This window comes from Paenibacillus sp. cl123 (genome assembly GCF_900101595.1).
In the GTDB taxonomy this organism is placed as follows: Bacteria; Bacillota; Bacilli; order Paenibacillales; family NBRC-103111; genus Paenibacillus_G.
In genome coordinates, this window is the sequence record NZ_FMYY01000004.1 from 25,354 (window position 1) to 44,789 (window position 19,436).

The 19,436-nt window shown below is 54.1% G+C and carries 22 protein-coding genes; all 22 read left to right on the forward strand.

Annotation, left to right across the window (positions count from 1 at the left end; translation table 11 throughout):
- Window positions 1-13 precede the first annotated feature (13 nt).
- The 22 genes from fliG (at window position 14) to BLR08_RS09340 (ending at window position 19,409) form a co-directional block, all read left to right on the forward strand.
- On the forward strand, window positions 14-1,021 hold the full coding sequence (fliG, locus tag BLR08_RS09235) for a flagellar motor switch protein FliG (protein ID WP_090586002.1): 1,008 nt from the start codon (window positions 14-16) through the stop codon (window positions 1,019-1,021).
- Complete coding sequence (locus BLR08_RS09240) at window positions 1,014-1,832, forward strand: FliH/SctL family protein (protein WP_072328923.1); 819 nt, start codon at window positions 1,014-1,016, stop codon at window positions 1,830-1,832. Before fliG ends, BLR08_RS09240 begins: the two co-directional genes overlap by 8 nt.
- A 4-nt stretch (window positions 1,833-1,836) precedes the next feature.
- Window positions 1,837-3,156 (forward strand): flagellar protein export ATPase FliI, encoded by a 1,320-nt coding sequence (gene fliI, locus BLR08_RS09245; RefSeq protein ID WP_072328924.1) that lies wholly within the window; start codon window positions 1,837-1,839, stop codon window positions 3,154-3,156.
- Window positions 3,157-3,164: 8 nt separating this feature from the next.
- Complete coding sequence (fliJ, locus tag BLR08_RS09250) at window positions 3,165-3,605, forward strand: flagellar export protein FliJ (RefSeq protein WP_072328925.1); 441 nt, start codon at window positions 3,165-3,167, stop codon at window positions 3,603-3,605.
- Window positions 3,606-3,630: 25 nt separating this feature from the next.
- The gene (locus BLR08_RS09255) at window positions 3,631-4,554 is read left to right on the forward strand and encodes a MotE family protein (RefSeq protein WP_072328926.1); all 924 of its coding nucleotides are present in this window, start codon (window positions 3,631-3,633) and stop codon (window positions 4,552-4,554) included.
- Between the two features lie 45 nt (window positions 4,555-4,599).
- Window positions 4,600-6,072 carry a flagellar hook-length control protein FliK gene (locus BLR08_RS09260; RefSeq protein ID WP_072328927.1) on the forward strand — a complete coding sequence of 491 codons (1,473 nt, stop codon included), beginning with the start codon at window positions 4,600-4,602 and terminating at the stop codon, window positions 6,070-6,072.
- 40 nt (window positions 6,073-6,112) lie between these two features.
- Entirely contained in the window at window positions 6,113-6,580 is a 468-nt protein-coding gene (gene flgD, locus BLR08_RS09265) for a flagellar hook assembly protein FlgD (protein ID WP_072328928.1), read from the forward strand.
- Window positions 6,577-6,951, forward strand: coding sequence for a TIGR02530 family flagellar biosynthesis protein (locus BLR08_RS09270; protein ID WP_072328929.1), 375 nt, complete (start codon window positions 6,577-6,579; stop codon window positions 6,949-6,951). Before flgD ends, BLR08_RS09270 begins: the two co-directional genes overlap by 4 nt.
- Before the next feature lie 111 nt (window positions 6,952-7,062).
- Window positions 7,063-7,887: a flagellar basal body rod protein FlgG gene (flgG, locus tag BLR08_RS09275; RefSeq protein WP_072328930.1), complete on the forward strand. Its 825-nt coding sequence runs from the start codon at window positions 7,063-7,065 to the stop codon at window positions 7,885-7,887.
- A gap of 65 nt (window positions 7,888-7,952) precedes the next feature.
- Window positions 7,953-8,174: a flagellar FlbD family protein gene (locus BLR08_RS09280; RefSeq protein WP_072328931.1), complete on the forward strand. Its 222-nt coding sequence runs from the start codon at window positions 7,953-7,955 to the stop codon at window positions 8,172-8,174.
- Window position 8,175: 1 nt separating this feature from the next.
- Window positions 8,176-8,667: a flagellar basal body-associated FliL family protein gene (locus tag BLR08_RS09285; protein ID WP_072328932.1), complete on the forward strand. Its 492-nt coding sequence runs from the start codon at window positions 8,176-8,178 to the stop codon at window positions 8,665-8,667.
- 44 nt (window positions 8,668-8,711) lie between these two features.
- Window positions 8,712-9,710: a flagellar motor switch protein FliM gene (fliM, locus tag BLR08_RS09290; protein ID WP_072328933.1), complete on the forward strand. Its 999-nt coding sequence runs from the start codon at window positions 8,712-8,714 to the stop codon at window positions 9,708-9,710.
- Complete coding sequence (gene fliY / locus BLR08_RS09295) at window positions 9,700-11,037, forward strand: flagellar motor switch phosphatase FliY (protein ID WP_072328934.1); 1,338 nt, start codon at window positions 9,700-9,702, stop codon at window positions 11,035-11,037. The genes fliM and fliY overlap by 11 nt, the downstream gene beginning before the upstream one ends.
- A 30-nt stretch (window positions 11,038-11,067) precedes the next feature.
- Entirely contained in the window at window positions 11,068-11,430 is a 363-nt protein-coding gene (locus BLR08_RS09300; RefSeq protein ID WP_072328935.1) for a response regulator, read from the forward strand.
- Between the two features lie 75 nt (window positions 11,431-11,505).
- The gene (locus BLR08_RS09305) at window positions 11,506-12,138 is read left to right on the forward strand and encodes a flagellar biosynthetic protein FliO (RefSeq protein WP_072328936.1); all 633 of its coding nucleotides are present in this window, start codon (window positions 11,506-11,508) and stop codon (window positions 12,136-12,138) included.
- Window positions 12,135-12,896 (forward strand): flagellar type III secretion system pore protein FliP, encoded by a 762-nt coding sequence (fliP, locus tag BLR08_RS09310; protein ID WP_072328937.1) that lies wholly within the window; start codon window positions 12,135-12,137, stop codon window positions 12,894-12,896. Before BLR08_RS09305 ends, fliP begins: the two co-directional genes overlap by 4 nt.
- Window positions 12,897-12,918: 22 nt before the next feature.
- Window positions 12,919-13,188: a flagellar biosynthesis protein FliQ gene (fliQ, locus tag BLR08_RS09315; RefSeq protein WP_072328938.1), complete on the forward strand. Its 270-nt coding sequence runs from the start codon at window positions 12,919-12,921 to the stop codon at window positions 13,186-13,188.
- Between the two features lie 9 nt (window positions 13,189-13,197).
- The gene (gene fliR / locus BLR08_RS09320; RefSeq protein ID WP_072328939.1) at window positions 13,198-13,980 is read left to right on the forward strand and encodes a flagellar biosynthetic protein FliR; all 783 of its coding nucleotides are present in this window, start codon (window positions 13,198-13,200) and stop codon (window positions 13,978-13,980) included.
- Window positions 13,981-13,991: 11 nt separating this feature from the next.
- Window positions 13,992-15,089 carry a flagellar biosynthesis protein FlhB gene (gene flhB, locus BLR08_RS09325; RefSeq protein ID WP_072328940.1) on the forward strand — a complete coding sequence of 366 codons (1,098 nt, stop codon included), beginning with the start codon at window positions 13,992-13,994 and terminating at the stop codon, window positions 15,087-15,089.
- A 41-nt stretch (window positions 15,090-15,130) separates the two neighbouring features.
- On the forward strand, window positions 15,131-17,164 hold the full coding sequence (gene flhA, locus BLR08_RS09330) for a flagellar biosynthesis protein FlhA (RefSeq protein ID WP_072328941.1): 2,034 nt from the start codon (window positions 15,131-15,133) through the stop codon (window positions 17,162-17,164).
- Complete coding sequence (gene flhF, locus BLR08_RS09335) at window positions 17,161-18,537, forward strand: flagellar biosynthesis GTPase FlhF (RefSeq protein ID WP_072328942.1); 1,377 nt, start codon at window positions 17,161-17,163, stop codon at window positions 18,535-18,537. The genes flhA and flhF overlap by 4 nt, the downstream gene beginning before the upstream one ends.
- On the forward strand, window positions 18,534-19,409 hold the full coding sequence (locus tag BLR08_RS09340; RefSeq protein WP_072328943.1) for a MinD/ParA family protein: 876 nt from the start codon (window positions 18,534-18,536) through the stop codon (window positions 19,407-19,409). Before flhF ends, BLR08_RS09340 begins: the two co-directional genes overlap by 4 nt.
- Window positions 19,410-19,436 lie beyond the last annotated feature (27 nt).

Below are 19,436 nucleotides of genomic sequence, written 5' to 3' on the forward strand. Positions count from 1 at the left end.
GAACTTGGCAAAAATGCAGCAACCGATGTTAACGGGACGACAAAAAGCCGCTATTCTCTTAATTAGCTTGGGTCCGGAAGTATCGGCGCAAATTTTCAAACATCTGCGGGACGAGGAAATCGAGCAGCTGACGCTTGAAATTGCCAATGTACGGAAAGTGGATAATGTTGAAAAAGAAGCCATCATGGCTGAGTTTCATCAAATTTGCTTGGCCCAGGAATTTATCTCGCAAGGCGGTATTTCTTACGCCAAGGAAATTCTGGAGAAGGCCCTCGGTTCACAGAAGGCGCTTGACATCATCAACCGCCTGACCGCCACCTTGCAGGTGAGGCCGTTCGATTTTGCCCGCAAGGCGGACCCGGCGCAAATTCTGAACTTTATCCAGAACGAAAATTCCCAGACGATAGCGCTTGTGCTTGCTTATTTGCAGCCTGAGCAGGCTTCGATCATCTTGTCCTCGCTGCCGCAGGAGAAGCAGGCGGATGTGGCCAAACGGATCGCCTTGATGGACAGCACCTCCCCGGAAGTCATCAGCCAGGTCGAGCGTGTGCTGGAGCAGAAGCTGTCCGCTACGGTTACCCAGGACTATACGAATGCCGGCGGCATCTCGTCGGTCGTACAGATTTTGAATGGCGTCGACCGCGGGACCGAGAGGACCATTCTCGATTCGCTCGAGATTCAGGACCCGGAGCTGGCGGAAGAAATCAAGAAGCGGATGTTCGTTTTCGAGGACATCGTCAATATCGACAATCGTTCCATACAGCGCATCATTCGCGATATCGAGAATGCGGATCTGCAGCTGGCGCTTAAGGTGGCCAGCGAAGAAGTCCGGGAAGCAATATTTAAAAATATGTCCAAGCGGATGGCCGAGTCGTTCCGCGAGGAGATGGAGTTCATGGGACCTGTCCGGCTGCGGGATGTCGAGGAAGCTCAAACCCGCATCGTAGCTACGATACGCCGCCTGGAAGAAGCCGGGGAGATCATTATCGCACGCGGCGGAGGAGATGATATTATTGTCTAATGTCATCAAATATTTCCAGTACGTACCGGTGGAGGATACCAAGATCGTCGAACACCCGCCTCCGCCTGTTCTTCATGAAGAAAGTCAGGAGCCTGAAGGGCTGACCGCCGAGCAGCAGCAGGAAATCGATGAGCTGCATCTGGCCAAGGAGCAGATCATTCAGGACGCTCAGGCATTCGCCGAGGAGCAGGTGCGGGCCGCGATGGAAGAAGCGGCAGCGCTCAAGGAGCATGCGCAGCAAGAGATTGACGGCTGGTGGCAAGAACGGCGCCAGCATGATCAGTCCGCGTTTGCCGAGGCCAAGGACCAGGGTTTTCGCCAAGGCTACGAAGAAGGCCGCGCTCATGCGGAAGCCGAGCTGCGCGAGCGTTACGACCAGATGCTTCAGGAGGCTTCGCAGATTTTGCAGCAGTCGTACCTGATGAAGCACGATATCATCCAAGAAGCGGAGCCTTTTCTTATCGAGATGAGCTGTTCCATCGCGGAGAAGATTATTGCCCGGCAGCTGACGCTGGAACCGGAGTGGGTCAAGGATCTTATCCGCAAGGTGCTTGCCAGACGCAGAGAGCAGGGATTGATCGCATTATGCGTTGCGCCGTCCCAGTTCGCTTATATACAAGACGCACGGGAAGAGCTTTTGTTGCACATCGATTCTCAAGCCGAGCTGCAAATTATTCCAGACGGCTCCGTTCAGGATCTGGGCTGTGTGATCCGATCTTCCTTCGGCAGCATAGACGCGCGTATCGATACGCAGCTGAATGAAATCAAGCAGGCTCTTCAACAGCTGGCCAGCCGCGACGGGGAGGAATGATCCGGTGCACATACCATCCGCACAAAAATATATCGAGCATCTCAGACAGATGGACCCGATTCGCGTCAACGGGAAGGTGACCCAGGTCATCGGGCTTACGGTGGAGTCGGAAGGGCCCGACGCCAGCGTCGGCGATGTGTGCTATATTTATCCGTTCAAGTCGAACAAGCCTTTGAAGGCGGAGGTCGTCGGTTTTAAAAACAACAAGGTCATCCTGATGCCCTTGGGCGAGCTTCATGCGATCGGTCCGGGCTGCGACGTCGTCGGAACCGGCAAGCCGCTGACGGTCCAGGTCGGCCATGAGCTGCTCGGTAAAGTGCTGGATGGCCTTGGGCAGCCGCTGGACGGAACGTTCCTGCCCTCGAGAATGACGCATTATTCGACACATAATGCTCCGAGCAATCCGTTGAAGCGCCCGAGAGTGCTAGAGCCGATCAGCGTAGGAGTCCGGTGCATCGACGGCCTCTTGACCATTGGCCGCGGCCAGCGGGTCGGTATATTCGCCGGCTCCGGGGTCGGGAAAAGCACGCTGATGGGGATGATCGCGCGAAATACGGAAGCCGATGTCAACGTCATCGCGTTGATCGGAGAACGGGGCCGCGAGGTGCTGGACTTCATCGAACGAGATCTAGGCCCTGAAGGACTGGCGCGCTCGGTCGTCATCGTAGCGACTTCCGACCAGCCTGCGCTTATCCGGATCAAAGGGGCGCTGATCGCCACAAGCATTGCGGAGTATTTCAGGGACCGCGGCCTGAATGTCATGCTGATGATGGACTCGGTCACGCGTTATGCGATGGCTCAGCGGGAAGTCGGCCTTGCCGTCGGCGAGCCTCCGGCCACGCGAGGGTATACCCCATCCGTGTTCGCAACGCTTCCGAAGCTGCTGGAAAGATCCGGCACCGGGCCGAAAGGCTCGATCACGGCGTTTTATACGGTGCTCGTTGACGGAGACGACATGAATGAGCCGATCGCCGACGCCGTCCGCGGTATTTTGGACGGGCACATCGTCCTGAACCGGAACATCGCCAACCGGGGTCATTATCCGGCAATCGACGTTCTTGCGAGCGTAAGCCGCGTGATGAAGGAAATCGTACCGCAGCAGCAGCAGCTTGCCGCCGAAAATTTGAAAAGACTGATGTCTATTTACAAAGATTCGGAGGACTTAATCAATATCGGGGCGTATCAGCGCGGCTCCAACCCGGAGATCGACCATGCGATGGACTCGATTCAGTCGATCAATGATTATACCAAGCAGCGTGTTCATGACAAATTGACCTATGCGGAAGCGACGGAGCAGTTAATCCAACAATTCTATAGGGGCTGAGATGACCTATGCGGTTTCGCTACGCTTTTCAGAAGATCGTAGATCTGAAGGAAAATGAGAAAACGCAAGCCGAATGGATTCTATCGGAAGCAATCGGCGTTATGCGCCGGGAAGAGACCACGCTATCCGAGCTGCAGCAATCCAAGTACGAGATGCAGGAGGAGCTGCATAAGGTTTCCGTCCATCGTACGACAGTATCCAACCTGATGATGCTGCAGGGCTATGTCGATCATATTGAAGGCCGTATTCAGTCCAAACAGCGCGATCTGCAATATGCGAAGACCGTAGTGCAGAGCCGCCAGGAGGATCTGAACGGCAAGGTGCTGCAGGAGAAGGTGTGGAACAAAGCAAAGGAAAAGGCGTATCAGCGCTTCGCGTCGGACCTGCTCAAGAAGGAACAGGATCAGCTCGATGAGATGGCGACGAATCGCTATGTAAGGCCAGTGTAATAAGTAGGGAAAAGGAGGTGGGGGAATGGCAAAGTCAGATTCGGAGCAATCGGCTTCCTATGGGGCCATGGAGCGTTTTCTGATCTGGTTCCTCATCCCGTTCGTTTTTACGGCCGTTCTGCTCGGCGTGCTTCTGACAATATTCGATTACGACATTATGAACAGCGCGCTCAAGACGGCCAACAAGATTCCGATCGTCGGCCGCATGATTCCGGTTCCTCAAAGCGAAACTCCCGCAGCTTCGTCCGGCGACAATCAAGTTAAGCAGGAAGAAGCCGCCCCGACTCCGGAGGAGAAGGCCCAGGAGATCGCCCGCGAGGCCGCATCGAAGGATGCCGAGCTGCAGAAAGCGGAGGCCGCTATCCAGCAGCGGGACCAGACGATCAAGGATTTGCAGCTGAAAAACAGCGAGCTTGAGGAGCAGATGAAATCCAAGGCGCAGTCGGATGAAGAATATACGGCACAGATTCAGCAGCTGGCGGCAATGTATGCCAAGATGACGCCAAGCAAGTCGGCGCCAATTCTGGAGAATCTTACACTTAGCGAGCAGGTGCTCGTGCTCAGCATGATGAAGACGGATGAACGGGTGAAGGTTCTGGAGAAGATGGACCCGAAGAAGGCTGCGGAGGCTTCAATCCTGTTGAAGGACCAAAAACAGGCCCGCGATATGCAGATCGCTGCTTTGCAGGAACGTCTGAAGCAAGCAACGGTGCCGGCTGCCGCAGCGGCGACCGACCAGCTGAGTAAGGATGACCTGGGCTCAACATTCGCCAATATGACGCCGAAGAGTGCGGCTACCGTCCTGCTGGAGCTTCAGAATACGAACCCCGAGAAGGTCATATCGATTTTGAAGTCGGTGGACAACGCGGGCCGTTCCAAGATTTTATCAGCGATCTCCGATGCATCCAAAGAAACGGCTGCGCTGATCTCGGCCAGACTCGTTCAATAGCCGGGAAGACGGAGCGATCCATGCTTGAAGGGAGGTGAAAATACAATGGAAATTCAAGCGACACCATTAGCAGTCGCCTCAACGGGCAGTACTTCTACAGGAACTGCTTCAGGATCAGCCAGCCCAGGCGCTTTTACTGCGGCTCTCTCGGGGGTCCTAGCGGTCGACGGCCAGGCGGCCGGCGGCGGCAAAGCTGCCGGAAACGGACTGTCAGCATTAATCCAATGGCTGTCCCCGCTGCTGGCGCAAGCCGGCATGACCGAGGAGCAGGTGGCAGGGATCCAAGCTGAGCAGCTGGACGGACTGATCGCGTTACTGGAACAAGCGGATGCGGCGGGCCAAAGCGATGTTTTACTTGAGCAGCCGGAGCTTCAATCCTGGCTTCAGGAACTTCAGGCGCTGCTCCTTCAGCTTACGGCAGGGCAAGCGGGGTCTGAGGGAGGAGAGACAAGCTCGCCGGATCAACGGCCAGCTTCGATTGAGGATGAAGAGCCGGATGATTCGCTGGCGCTGAACCCTTTATTGTTCGTACCTTTACAGCCAGCTGTTTCCACTGCTGAAGGAGAGGCTGCCGACGGGCCAGCCAAAAAAGTCGGTGCTATCAATGTGCAGGAAGCGCTGAATATGCTGAAACAGTTGAAGGACTTGGTTGCCGCAGGCTCGAAGGACCCGGCCGTTCAGCATGTAAGCAAGGAGCTCTCCGCCGTACTGCAGCATGCAGCAGCTCAGCTGGGAGAAGCAAGTGCCGCGAAAAAGGAGCAAACGCAAGCGCCTCAACAGTTGCTCATGACGAAAGCCGGCAGCGACGCCGGAAAGACGGCTGCTGACGCTCCGCTCCTACATACGGCTCCTCACGCGATGCATAAGCTGGAAGCCATCGCTTTGAAGCATCAAGCGCTGCAGATGACGATCGATACGTCGGTTAAGGATGAAGGGCCGCTCTTCGAGCCTCTTGCAGGCGATAGGAACGACGGAGAAGGCCAGGTACCGATGACCGTAAACGACTGGATGAAGCAGAATGCTTCCGGGCAGCAGGCTGCCAGAGCTGCCGTGCTGCAAATGCCCGCATCCACATTTAGCGACGAGATGACAAAGTTCGTGGTAAGCTCGTTTGTACTCGGCAAGACCGAAGGCGGAATGACCGAAGCGCGGATATCGTTATACCCGCAGCATTTGGGTCATGTGGAGGTCAAGCTTACGCTGCATAACGGACAGCTGATCGCTCAGTTTATGGCCGATAGTCTGACCGGCAAGGAGATGCTGGAAAGCCAGCTGTCGCAGCTTCGCACATCGCTGCAGGCTCAGGGCATCCAGGTCGACAAGCTCGAGGTCACTCAGAGCCAAAGCTATCAATCCGGCATGTTCCAGGAAGGCCGCCAGCAGCAGTCGCAATCCTCCAAGCAGCAGAAGTCCGGCGGCAAAGAACTGTCGGCTGACGATGTGAAGGCTGAGGAAGAAGCGCTCGCCAGCCGTTTGCGGCAAGCGGGCAATGACGGCTCAATCGACTATACTGTCTAATTGAGCTCGCAGCTAAGCGAAGGGCAGGAGGTGAAATCACGTGGCAGATTCCAATATCAGCACGAAAAACATATGGCCTTATTATTCGAAATCGAATGTAGAAAATGCGGCGGCAAACAAAAATGCCAATAACCTGGGCAAGGATCAGTTTTTGAAAATTTTGATCACCCAGCTTAAGCATCAGGATCCGACGCAGCCGCTGCAGGACAAGGAATTTATCGCACAGATGGCCCAGTTCACCTCCGTTGAGCAGCTGACGAATATGGCCGGAGAGATGAAGCTGCTTCGTCAATCATTAGGATTTGCTTCCGGATTGATCGGCAAGGAGATCAACTGGACTTATGAGGATAAAGACGGCACCTCACATACGAGGACGGGCGTAGTCGAATCGATTACCGTTAAGCAGGGCGAGCAGTTTGCGAAAGTAAACGGCGAGGATATTGCGCTGGAAAACATCTCGCAAATTAAGAATCCCGGCAGCGGCGGCGGGGAGGCTTCCTCTTCATGAGCGAACGAATAACGGCAGGGAGCTTGTATCAGGCAACGTTAACGCCCGCTCGTCCTAAGAGCGCCCCGGAGCACCCGGCTCGCGTTTCTTCCTTTGACTCGCTCCTGCAGAAGCAGATGGTGAAGTTCAGTCATCACGCCGAGGAGAGGCTCCGCCAGCGGGGAATTGAATTCAAGCCCGAGCAGCTGGCCAAAATCAATACCGCTATCGACAAGGCGGCGACAAAAGGCGCGAAGGATTCGTTGATGTTGATCAACGATACGGCATTAATCGTTAATATCAAAAACCGGACGATCGTCACGGCGATGGACGGAGCGTCCATGAAGGATAATGTATTCACCCAGATTGACAGCGCCATGATCATTTCATAAGGCTGGCCCGGTTTCCGGAAGCCTTAGGTTGCGGAACGACGGAAGCAACCGACCATTATACCAGTTTAGCGAGCGGCTGATGTTACTCAGCCCACTAGGAGGCAATATTCGATGTTAAGGTCTCTGTATTCAGGCGTCTCCGGGATGAGAGGATTTCAAACGAAGCTGGACGTCATTGGCAACAATATCGCAAACGTGAATACGGTTGGATTTAAAGCCGGCCGGGTCATGTTTAAAGACATATTAAGCCAGACGGTATCCGGCGTATCGGCTCCGACCGACGAGAAGGGCGGAGTCAACTCCAAGCAGATCGGTTTGGGCGTGACGGTAGCGGCGATTGACACGCTGCACACGCCGGGCAGCGCGATGACGACAAACAAGCCGACAGACCTGAGGATCGACGGCGACGGATTTTTCGCCGTGTCCCCCGCTCTGGACGGAGCGGATGGACCTTATTTAACGCGTGCCGGCAACTTCGAGCTGGATTCCTTGAACCGGCTTGTAAATGCGGACGGTATGTTTGTTCTGAATACGGAAGGCACCGGTGTGACGCTGGAGGCTGAAGTTACCGCCTTCTCCATCTCGCAAGCCGGTGAGATTATAACGGTTGGCGCAGACGGGACGGCTACCCCATCCGGGCAGTTTATTGCGGTAGCCAAAGTCATAAACCCGGCGGGCCTGGAGAAAATCGGAGGCAATCTGTACCGGATGACGCCGAACTCCAACCCGGAGGAACTGGATCTCGGAACGGCGCTTGCAGCCAACCCGGAGACGGGGACAGGTGCTGTCGTGTCCGGTCAGCTGGAGATGTCCAACGTTGACCTGACCTCAGAGTTTACCGAGATGATCATTGCGCAGCGGGGCTTCCAGTCGAACTCCCGGATCATCACGACCTCTGACGAGGTTCTGCAGGAAGTCGTTAATCTGAAGCGGTAATTAGGCTAAGCTGGCAACGATGGGGGAGCCGGTCTCCCCCGATTATCCGAACCGGAGGAAAGCATATGGTCAAGCTGACCCGACTGAACGGCAAGCCGATTACCATCAATGCCATACTTATAGAAGCAATAGAAGAAACGCCGGATACGATGATATCGCTCATGAACGGCAAAAAAATAATGGTGCTCGAACCTGTGCCGGAAGTGGTCGAATTGGTACAGCGCTATATGCAGACCATTGGTCTCATCGGCGGTACGATGAAGAGCCTGAATTCGGAGGGGTCGTAAGTTGTTTAAAAGTAAAATTTTTATCATGATCGTAGCTATACTGATCGCCATAACTTTAATTTTGACCGCCGCGTTTGTGCTGTGGAATTACATGGACAAATCGGGGGTAAGCGGCGCGGAGCAGGCACAAAATTCGGCCCGCGACGTCAAGGCCGGCAAGAAGCTGACGCCAGACCAAGTGAAGGAATTTACAGTGGAAATGAAAGACGTGCTCACGAACCTTGCCTCTGCGGGCAACGGCACATCGAGCAAATTCGTCAAAGTGAGCTTTGCCTTTGAACTTGAAAATAAAAAGGGGAAGGAAGAGTTTGAAAAATTGCAAAGTCGTATGAAGGCTATTGTCATTGAAACGCTCGCCGATATGACGCCGGATCAGGTGTCGGGGAAAAAGGGCTTTGACAATCTTACCTCATCCCTTATGAATAGAATGAATGAAGAGCTGCATGAAGGAAAGCTGCAGCAGATCTTGATTACCGATATCGTGCTCCAATAGCCGGGCCGCATATGAGGGAATCAGCGACAAGGGGGTGACGAGACATGGTGGATGTACTATCGCAGAATGAGATTGATGCCTTGCTTGCGGCGCTTTCATCCGGGGAAATGGATGCCGAGGAGCTTAAGAAGGAAGATACGCAGAAGAAGGTCCGGGCATACGACTTTAAGCGTGCTGTGCGGTTTTCTAAGGATCATATCCGAAGCTTGACACGCATTCACGAGAACTTTGCCCGTTTCCTGACTACCTATTTTTCTGCGCAATTAAGAACCTTCGTACAGATTAATGTGGTGCAAGTCGAGCAATTGCCTTATGATGAATTTATTCGTTCCATTCCCAAGATGACGATATTGAATATTTTCGAAGCAGAGCCGCTGGAAGGAAGAATGGTGCTCGAGGTACACCCGAACGTCGCCTTCGCGATGCTCGACCGGCTGCTTGGCGGCGCCGGCACTTCTCCGACCAAAATCAACGCCTTGACGGAAATTGAAACGATCGTGATGGAACGCATTTTCAGCCGCGCCTTTGAAAGCCTGCAGGAAGCTTGGAAGACGGTTGTCGATCTGTCCCCCCGGTTGGAGGCGCTTGAAACCAATCCGCAGTTTATGCAGATTGTATCGCCGAATGAAACGATCGCTCTGATCTCGCTAAGCACGAAGATCGGCGACACGACCGGCATGATCAACCTTTGTATCCCGCATGTTGTTATCGAGCCGATCATGCCAAGGCTGTCCGTCCATCACTGGTTTGTATCGCAGAAAAAAACGAGCGCCCCGGAAGAAGCCATGGCTCTGCAGAGCAGACTTCACAAAGCGAAGCTGCCGATCATTGCCGAGCTGGGTGCCTCTCAGATCTCCGTCAAAGAGTTCTTGAGTCTGAATGCCGGCGATGTCATCGCCCTGAACCGATCCGTAGACGAGCCTCTGCATATCAGGATTGGCGAGAAATTGAAGTATTACGGGACACCGGGTACGACCCGAGGCAAGCTGGCGATACAAATCAGTGAAGTTGTTCAAGAAGGAGTAGAAGAGAATGACGAATAAGGATTACTTGTCTCAGGAGGAAATTGACGCTTTGCTGAGACAGTCTTCGGAGAGCAGCGGATCTGACGGTTCGGATTATTCGGGCGCAATGACTCCCATGGTGGAGGATTATCTGTCGCCGCTTGAGCAGGATGCGCTCGGCGAGATTGGGAATATCACTTTCGGCAGCGCCGCGACGGCTTTGTCAACGCTGCTCGGCAAAAAGGTGGATATCACAACTCCCAAGGTATCGGTTATTGCCAGAACGGATCTGGTCAAGGAATTTCCGAAGCCGCATGTGGCTGTGCATGTCGATTATGTCGATGGCTTCCATGGCATTAATCTACTCGTCATCAAGACACGCGACGCCCAGGTGATCGCCGATCTGATGATGGGCGGAGACGGGACCGGTCAGAACATGGAACTGTCCGAAATCCATATCAGCGCCGTCCAGGAAGCGATGAACCAGATGATGGGTTCCTCGGCGACGTCCATGTCGACCATCTTCAACCGGTTCGTTAATATCTCCCCGCCAGGCATTGATATTATGGACCTTGCGGAGGGAGGCGATTCGGCGAGCATTCCGCAGGAAGATGTGTTTATTAAAATTTCGTTCCGCTTAACGATAGGCGATTTGATCGACTCGACAATTATGCAGCTTCTGCCCGTAGGGTTCGCGAGGGATATGGTCTCTATTCTGATGGGAGGCACGGAGATGTCGGAGACGGCGCCTCCGCCGGCGCAGGCGCCATCGGCCCCATCGGCTCCCGCACCATCGGCTCCGGCCGCTTCAGTTCCTTACCAGCAGGACCCGTATCAGCAGCCGCCGATGCAGCAGCCGATGTATCAGCCAGATCCGTATCAGCAGCCGCATCCCGGCTACCAGCAGCCGATGTATCAAGAGCCGCCGATGCAGCATCCCGGCTACCAGCAGCCGATGTACCAGCAACCGATGTATCAGCAGCCGCCGGCTTACCCGCCGCCGCAGCCAGCTAACTACGGAACGCCGACGGGCCGCAATGTGAATGTGCAGCCGGCGCAGTTCTCCAACTTCTCTCCATCTCAGCTGTCGCCTGCTGAGGATACGAACTTGAACCTGCTCCTTGACATTCCGCTTAAGGTGACGGTCGAGCTCGGCCGCACGCACAAGGTGATCAAAGATATTCTGGAGCTGTCCCAAGGCTCGATCATCGAGCTGGACAAGCTTGCCGGCGAACCCGTCGATATTTTGGTCAACAACAAGCTGATTGCCAAAGGCGAAGTCGTCGTCATCGATGAAAACTTCGGTGTTCGCGTGACAGATATCGTCAACCAGTGGGACCGCATTCAAAAACTGCAGCAATACTAAACTACACCTTACTAGGAGGACTTGAGACCCATGGCAAACCGAATTTTGATTGTAGACGATGCAGCATTTATGAGAATGATGATTCGTGACATTTTGACGAAAAACGGTTATGAAGTAGTAGGCGAAGGAAATGACGGAGCTCAGGCGATTGAAAAGTTCAAGGAACTTCGCCCCGACTTGATTACGATGGATATTACGATGCCGGAGATGGACGGAATTCAAGCGCTGAAGGAAATCAAGAAAATCGATGCGAACGCGAAGGTTATCATGTGTTCCGCGATGGGACAGCAAGCGATGGTTATCGACGCGATCCAGGCTGGCGCCAAGGACTTTATCGTCAAGCCTTTCCAGGCTGACCGCGTTATCGAAGCTATCAAAAAGACGCTTGGCTAATCAGCTAAGCGTTCTGCGCCCTTCCGGCATCGGGCAGCTCCAAGACTTTCACACCAATGGAAAGGAATGTGTTCAGTGAAGAAATTCGCAACCAAGACGATGCTTGCCGTATTCGCCGCATGGATACAGACCGTAGTGTTTGCTGCTGTTTGTTACGGGGAAGCGGGAACGAAGGAGCCGGGTTCGAGTCCTTTTGACTCTCCCGATTCCTTGTATTCGTCAGGGGACACCTTCGGCATGGTCGTGAAGGTCATCTTTTTTCTTATCGTTATTATCGTCATTTTCTTCGTGATAATGAAGATCATTTCCCAAAAAAGCAAGATCCTGTCCGGACGGTCCATCCGATCTTTGGGCGGACTGCCGCTGGGGCCGAATAAATCCATCCAGGTGGTGGAGATCGGTAGATCGCTTTACATCATTGGCGTCGGGGACAATGTGCAGCTGCTTGAGAAGATCGCGGATGAGCAGGAAGTAGCCATCATCACCGAGTCTATGGCGGCCGGTACAGCTTTCTCCGGCCCGACTCTGCAGTCGGTTGGGGAATGGCTGAAGAACCGCCGCCAGAAGCCCGAGATGGAGGAGGAGCTGGACAGCGCGAATCCGTCCTTCCAGCATGTGTTTCAAAACAAGATGACCGAGCGCAAGAGATTGATGGAGGAACTGCTCCAGAAGGAACCTGATTCAGATGGGTTGAAGGATAAGTCATGAACAAGTGGATCAAACCTGTAGTCCTGCTGTTTGTCGTCTGGCTGCTCGCATACCCGGGCGGACAAGCTTTCGCCGCCGACCCGATACCGGGTATTAATATCGATATCGGAGGGACAAGCGATCCCGGAAGCGGCTCCGGCACAGTCACCATCCTGCTCTTGATTACGATTTTGAGCATCGCTCCGGCGATACTTGTCATGATGACGAGCTTCACACGCATCATTATCGTGCTGGGCTTTGTGCGGACTTCGCTGGGTACTCAGCAGATGCCGCCCAATCAAGTGCTGATCGGCCTTGCTTTGTTCCTAACCTTCTTCATCATGGCTCCTACGTTCGGCGAGCTTAACACGCAGGCGTTCCAGCCGTACAGCAAGGGCGAGATTACTCAGACCGTAGCGCTCGAGAGAGCTTCGCTCACGATGAAGGAGTTTATGTTCAAGCATACCCGCCAGAAGGATCTGAAGCTGTTTCTCGATTATACGCAGGCGCCTCCGCCCAGCGGGGTGGCGGACACGCCTCTGACGGCGCTTGTGCCGGCTTACGCGATCAGCGAGCTTAAGACGGCCTTTCAGATGGGCTTTATGATCTTCATTCCTTTTCTGGTCATCGATATGGTCATTGCAAGCACGCTGATGGCCATGGGGATGATGATGCTGCCTCCGGTCATGATCTCGCTGCCGTTCAAAATCCTGCTGTTTATTCTGGTTGACGGCTGGTACTTGGTCGTACGATCTCTGCTGCTTAGCTATAATTCGTAACCGGACAAGGAGGGATCTTGCATTGAGTACGGAGTTTATTATCCGGTTGGCCGGCGAGGCTGTATATACGACACTGAAGGCCAGCGCTCCGATGATGGTGATCGCCCTTGTCGCCGGCTTGGTTATCAGCATATTTCAGGCAACTACGCAGATTCAGGAGCAGACACTGGCATTTGTGCCCAAAATCGTGCTGGTGCTGTTGTCAATCCTTGTATTTGGCCCATGGATTTTGAACACGCTGGTAGATTTTACGTACAACCTGATGAACAATCTATACAAATTCGTAGGGTAGGCCCGGGAGATGGAATGGATATTATCCTACTTTCCAGCGTATATGCTCGTATTCTGCCGGGTAACCTCTTTCTTTCTGGTGGCACCGATCTTCTCGGCGCGCAATGTGCCCGCCCAGCTTAAGCTGGGGTTGTCGTTCTTTATAGCGCTTATTGCTTTCAGCGGGGCGGGAGCCGAGGCGGGCGTCGTGCTGGACGGCCTGTACATTCTGGCGATCGTTCGCGAAATTTTGGTCGGCTTATGTCTGGGCTTCATCGCTTATCTGTTCTTCACGGTCGTTCAGATCGCGGGAGCGTTCATTGATATTCAGATGGGGTTCGGTATTGCGAACGTCATCGATCCGATGACAGGCATGCAAAGCCCGGTGATCGGCAATTTGAAGTTTATGATCGCGACGCTGCTGTTTCTGACGTTGAACGGTCATCTTTATTTGCTGGAAGCGATTATGCGAAGCTATGAGTGGGTACCGCTGTCCAATGATTTGTTTGCCAGAATGTATGGCGGGCAAATTTCCGATTTTATCGTAAAAACGTTTTCGGAAGTGTTTGCGCTCAGCTTTCAGATGGCGGCTCCGCTGGTCGTGGCGATGTTTCTCACCGATGTCGGGCTTGGATTGCTCGCGCGGGTATCGCCCCAGTTCAATATTTTTGTCATCGGGCTGCCGCTTAAAATTTTGCTGGGACTGCTGATGCTTGTGTTGCTGTTCCCTGGCTATGAGCAATTGTTTATTCATATTTTCGCCGAGATGATGGACACGACGAAAAGCTTCTTCGGCTTGTTCCAGAATGGATAGGAGGGACGGACGTGGGAAAACCGGCATATCGATTGCAGCTTGATCTTCAACTGTTTGCCGGGGAGAAGACGGAGCCCGCGACGCCCAAGAAAAAGCAGGAGGCCAGAAAAAAGGGTCAGGTAGCCAAAAGCATGGATTTGCCGGCCGCCTTCATCCTGTTTTTCTCCTTCCTTTCCTTTTTCGCCTTCGGCGGTTTTATGAAAACTCATCTCGTCGGCATGTTCCGCTCGATCTACACCGACTTCCTGCTACTGGATGTCACGGCGGACAACGTGATGGTTTTATTCGAAAAGCTGGGCTTGCAAATTTTGCTGATCGTAGGTCCGATTTTCCTGATCTCCGTGCTTATCGCCATTGCCGGCAATTATATGCAGATCGGGTTTCTCGTAACCGGCGATCCGCTGATGATGAAGTTCAACAAGATCAACCCGATCGAAGGCGCCAAAAAGCTGTTCTCCATGCGGGCGGTCGTTGATTTTCTCAAATCATTGCTCAAAATGTCGATTATCGGGTACATCGTCTACTCGACGCTGATGGGAGAACGGGAGCACATCATGCAGCTCGCCCATCTGCCGCTGGAGGAGATTATGGCGTTTACGGCGTCTCTGACGCTGATGCTCGGCGTGAAGATCGGGGCTGTGCTGATCGTGCTGGCCGTGCTGGACTATATGTACCAGAAGTATGAGCATGAGAAAAGCCTGAAGATGTCCAAGCAGGATATTAAAGACGAGTATAAGAAATCGGAGGGCGATCCTCTGATCAAAGGCAAAATCAGAGAGAAACAGCGCCGGATGGCTCTGCAGCGGATGATGCAGGATGTGCCGAAGGCCGATGTGGTCATTACGAATCCGACGCACTTCGCGGTAGCTCTGCAATATGACGGAACGAAGATGCAGGCGCCTACCGTTATCGCCAAAGGCTCCGACTATGTCGCGCTCAAGATCAAGCAGGTGGCCAAGGAGCATGGCGTGACAACGATCGAAAACAAACCGCTCGCCCGCGCTTTATACGCTCAGGTGGAAATCGGAGAGGCGATTCCCGCCGACATGTTTCAGGCCGTGGCTGAAGTATTGGCATATGTGTACAAGCTGAAAGGCAAAGCCAACTAAGAAGCGCTTAACGCTGATATTGGGGAAAGGGGGCACCGGCTTTGAAAACTAGAGATTTTGTCGTTCTGATCGGCATAATCGGCATCATTCTTATGATGGTCGTTCCGCTCCCGATATGGCTGCTGGATTTTCTGCTCATTATGAACATTACGCTGGCCCTGATGATTATCCTTGTGGGGATGAATACGACCGATGCCTTGCAATTTTCGATCTTTCCATCCTTGCTGCTCATTACAACCTTGTTCAGACTTGCATTGAACGTCTCAACAACTCGTAATATCCTGGCTCACGCGGATGCCGGTAATGTGGTCGAAACCTTTGGTTCATTCGTCGCGGCGGGCAACCTGGTTGTCGGTTTCGTCGTGTTTATCATTCTCGTACTCGTACAATTTATCGTTATTACCAAAGGTTCCGAGCGCGTTGCCGAAGTAGCGGCAAGATTTACACTCGACGCCATGCCGGGTAAGCAGATGAGTATAGATGCGGACCTGAACGCAGGCATGATCAATGAACAGCAGGCGAAGGAGCGGCGCGAGAAAATTTCCCGTGAGGCCGATTTCTACGGCGCGATGGACGGGGCCAGCAAATTCGTCAAAGGCGATGCGATCGCAGGCATCATCATGCTCTTGATCAATATAGTCGGCGGTCTGATCATCGGGGTCGCCATGAAAGGGATGAGCTTTGCCGAAGCGGGGGAGAAATACTCGATCATGACGATCGGGGACGGCCTCGTTAGCCAAATTCCGGCCCTGCTTATTTCGACCGCAGCAGGTATTATCGTAACCCGCGCCGCCTCGGATGGCAATCTGGCGCATGATTTGGCCGGCCAGCTGCTCTCCTATCCAAAGCTGCTCTACATTGCGGCCGGAACGGTCATGGCCCTCGGACTATTTACGCCGATTCATTTCTGGACAACGTTCCCGATTGCGGCACTGCTTGCGTTCGCGGCCTACAGGATGACGCAGACGATGCAGCGGAAGCAGGCGGAAGAGGTACAAATGGAGGAGGAGCAGCAGATCGAGGAAGTGAGAAGTCCGGAGAGCGTCATCAGCTTGCTTAATGTCGACCCGATCGAATTCGAGTTCGGCTACGGGCTTATCCCGCTGGCCGATACGCAGCAGGGAGGCGATCTGCTTGACCGGATCATTCTGATCCGCAGACAGTGCGCGCTGGAGCTTGGGGTTGTGGTGCCGGTTATCCGGATCAGGGACAATATTCAGCTCAGACCCAATGAATATATCATTAAAATCAAAGGCAACATCGTGGCGCGCGGCGACCTGCTGCTCGGTCATTATCTGGCTATGAGTCCGGGCTTTGACGACGATTCGATCACTGGGATCGATACGCTGGAGCCGGCCTTCGGCCTCCCGGCGTTATGGATCGACGAGCCGACGAAGGAGCGGGCCGAGCTGTCGGGCTACACGGTCGTCGACCCGCCGTCTGTCGTCGCCACGCATCTGACGGAGATTATCAAGAAGCATGCTCATGAGCTGCTCGGCCGTCAGGAAACCAAGTCGCTTATCGAGAATGTGAAGGAAAGCTATCCGGCTCTGGTGGACGAGCTGATCCCGAACGTGCTTTCGCTCGGGGATGTGCAGAAGGTGCTGGTCAAGCTGCTTCGGGAGAAAATTTCGGTCCGCGATCTCGTGACGATTCTCGAAACGCTGGCCGATTACGGGACTTACACGAAGGACCCCGATATATTGACCGAATATGTGCGTCAAGCGTTGTCTCGTCAGATCACGCAGCAGTACACGACGAGCGGGGATTCGCTCAAGGTGATTACGGTAGGGCCGAATCTGGAGAAGAAAATCGCGGAGTCGGTGCAGCAGTCGGATCAGGGCAGCTATTTGTCCATGGACCCGACTTCCACTCAAGTCATCTACCAGCGGGTGACCGATCAGGTGACGAAGCTGCTTCAGGCGGGGCAGCAGCCCATCGTGTTGACTTCACCGACAATCCGCATGTATTTGCGGCAGCTGCTGGAGCGGACGATGCAGGATATCCCGGTATTGTCCTACAGTGAGCTTGAGCCCAGTGTGGAAATTCAGAGCATGGGGGTCGTTAACTTATGAGGGTGAAACGATACGTGGTTGATTCGATGCCGGATGCTCTGCAGAAAATCCGCAGCGATCTTGGCAAGGATGCTGTTATCATCAACACGAAAGAGGTTCGTTCCGGCGGATTTCTGGGCTTGTTCTCCAAGAAGAAAATAGAAGTCATTGCCGCGATGGATAATAGCGCGCCAACGCCAACGACGGCGCCGGTGCCGTCCGGCAAGTCGCAGGAACCCGTATCTGCTTCCCGGCAGCAGGCGGCTTCGCCGTCATCGTTCGGGGGAGTGTCGACCGCGGCGAAGCCCGCCGCGGCTGCCGCCTACGGGGCTCAAGCCGTGCAGACTCCTCCCGCAGCTCAGCCTGCGTCATCTGCCGCAGCCCGGGAAGAGAAGCTGTCGCTCGCCTTTCCCGAGGTGCCGGACGTATTCCCGCCAGCTCCTCCGGCCAAGGCGCCGGCAGCGCCGCGGGAAACTCCGCTCGAGCGTTCGCAGGCCGCCGGCGTGACGCGCGCGAAGGAAGACCTGCTGATGGACGAGATCAAGCAGATGAAGGAAATGATGCTCAAGCTTTCCTTGCGTTCGGGCCCTGCCGAAGAGCCTAATCCGAGCTTGGAGCGTTACGAGCGCTTGCTGCTGGATCAAGAGATCGATCCCCAGCTTGTCAGGCAGCTGCTCGCTGGGGTAGCTGAGGAGGCCGAGCGTGAGGAGGCTGAGCTGGACGATGCCTTTGCGAGGCAATCGCTGCAACGTCAGCTGTCCGCTCTGCTGGGCGGCGGCGGAGGGAAGGCGATTGCGCCCGACACGCGGATCGCGCATTTTGTGGGGCCTACCGGGGTGGGCAAAACGACTACCATCGCCAAGCTGGCCGCGGAGCAGGTGCTTAAGCATCAGCGCAAGGTAGGCTTTATTACATCCGATACTTACCGGATAGCCGCGGTGGAACAGCTCAAAACATACGGAACGATCCTGAATGTGCCGCTTGAGGTGGTGTTTTCTCCGCTCGATCTGAACAAGGCGTTTGAGAATTTGAAGGACTGCGATCTGATCTTTATGGATACGGCCGGCCGCAATTTCCGCAATGAAATGTATGTGTCCGAGCTGAATGCGCTGCTGCGGACGAGCGGCAAGAGCGAAACGTTCCTCGTGCTGAGCCTGACGACCAAGTACAAGGACATGAAGGCGATCACCGGAAATTTCCACAAATTCAAGCTCAACAAGGTACTGTTCACCAAAATGGATGAGACGGACTCCTACGGTGCTATCGTGAATCTTGTACATGATTTCGGATTGCAGCCTTCGTATATCGCCAATGGACAAAGCGTGCCGGATGACATAAGTATTCTGCAAGAACAGCACATCATCGATCTGATTTTGGAGGACCGAGAACCATGAGCGACCAGGCACAAGAACTTCGGAATCTGATTAAACACCAGAGTGCCGTGCAAGGAGAGAGACCGACCCGCATCATTACGGTAACGAGCGGCAAGGGAGGGGTGGGCAAGTCGAATTTCACCCTTAATTTTGCGCTCGCCTTGCAGCAGAAAGGGTTCAAGGTACTTATATTTGACGCAGACATCGGGCTTGCGAACATCGACGTGCTGATGGGCGTCAGCTCTCCGTACAGCCTTTATCATCTGCTCAAGCGCGAAAAGACGGTGTGGGATATTATCAACACCGGACCGCAAGGCCTGCAGTTTATTGCCGGAGGGTCGGGTTTCAACGATCTGATCAGGCTGTCGGAAGAACAGCTCGATTATTTCGCCGAGCAGGTCGGGCAGCTGAACGGTCATGTGGATTTCATCCTGTTCGATACGGGGGCGGGCTTATCCAAAGAAACGTTAAAGTTTATTTTGGCGGCCCAGGAAACGATCGTCGTTACAACGCCGGAGCCGACCTCCATTACGGACGCCTACGCCATTATCAAGATGGTGCATTCCATGGATTACGATGTGAAATTTCGTCTGGTGGTCAACCGGGTGCTGGATTGGAAGGAAGGCCGGCAAACGGCCGATAAAATCAGCATGGTGGCCAAACAGTTTATGAACCTCGACATCCCTACGATCGGTTATGTGATGGATGACAGTTCGGTGTCCAAGGCTGTGAGGAAGCAGGTTCCCTTTTCATTGGCATTCCCGGATTCGGCGGCAGCCAAATCGCTGAACGAGCTGACGCAGGACTTCCTGTCGAATCAGATGCCGGCCGAAAACCAGGGAGCCTCCGTGAAAGGCTTCCTGAACCGGATGATCCGCATGCTGAAGCCCTAGTAGGAACGATAAATGACTTCCCGGCGC

Bases quoted from the DNA above. Each gene is read 5' to 3' on its own strand.
- BLR08_RS09300 (WP_072328935.1), top strand. From the start codon at position 11,068: ATGGCAAACCGAATTTTGATTGTAGACGATGCAGCATTTATGAGAATG.
- fliY (WP_072328934.1), top strand. From the start codon at position 9,700: ATGACGAATAAGGATTACTTGTCTCAGGAGGAAATTGACGCTTTGCTG.
- fliJ (WP_072328925.1), top strand. From the start codon at position 3,165: ATGCGGTTTCGCTACGCTTTTCAGAAGATCGTAGATCTGAAGGAAAAT.
- fliR (WP_072328939.1), top strand. From the start codon at position 13,198: ATGGAATGGATATTATCCTACTTTCCAGCGTATATGCTCGTATTCTGC.
- flgG (WP_072328930.1), top strand. From the start codon at position 7,063: ATGTTAAGGTCTCTGTATTCAGGCGTCTCCGGGATGAGAGGATTTCAA.
- flhF (WP_072328942.1), top strand. From the start codon at position 17,161: ATGAGGGTGAAACGATACGTGGTTGATTCGATGCCGGATGCTCTGCAG.
- fliP (WP_072328937.1), top strand. From the start codon at position 12,135: ATGAACAAGTGGATCAAACCTGTAGTCCTGCTGTTTGTCGTCTGGCTG.
- BLR08_RS09340 (WP_072328943.1), top strand. From the start codon at position 18,534: ATGAGCGACCAGGCACAAGAACTTCGGAATCTGATTAAACACCAGAGT.
- BLR08_RS09270 (WP_072328929.1), top strand. From the start codon at position 6,577: ATGAGCGAACGAATAACGGCAGGGAGCTTGTATCAGGCAACGTTAACG.
- fliG (WP_090586002.1), top strand. From the start codon at position 14: ATGCAGCAACCGATGTTAACGGGACGACAAAAAGCCGCTATTCTCTTA.
- BLR08_RS09255 (WP_072328926.1), top strand. From the start codon at position 3,631: ATGGCAAAGTCAGATTCGGAGCAATCGGCTTCCTATGGGGCCATGGAG.
- fliM (WP_072328933.1), top strand. From the start codon at position 8,712: ATGGTGGATGTACTATCGCAGAATGAGATTGATGCCTTGCTTGCGGCG.
- BLR08_RS09260 (WP_072328927.1), top strand. From the start codon at position 4,600: ATGGAAATTCAAGCGACACCATTAGCAGTCGCCTCAACGGGCAGTACT.
- BLR08_RS09280 (WP_072328931.1), top strand. From the start codon at position 7,953: ATGGTCAAGCTGACCCGACTGAACGGCAAGCCGATTACCATCAATGCC.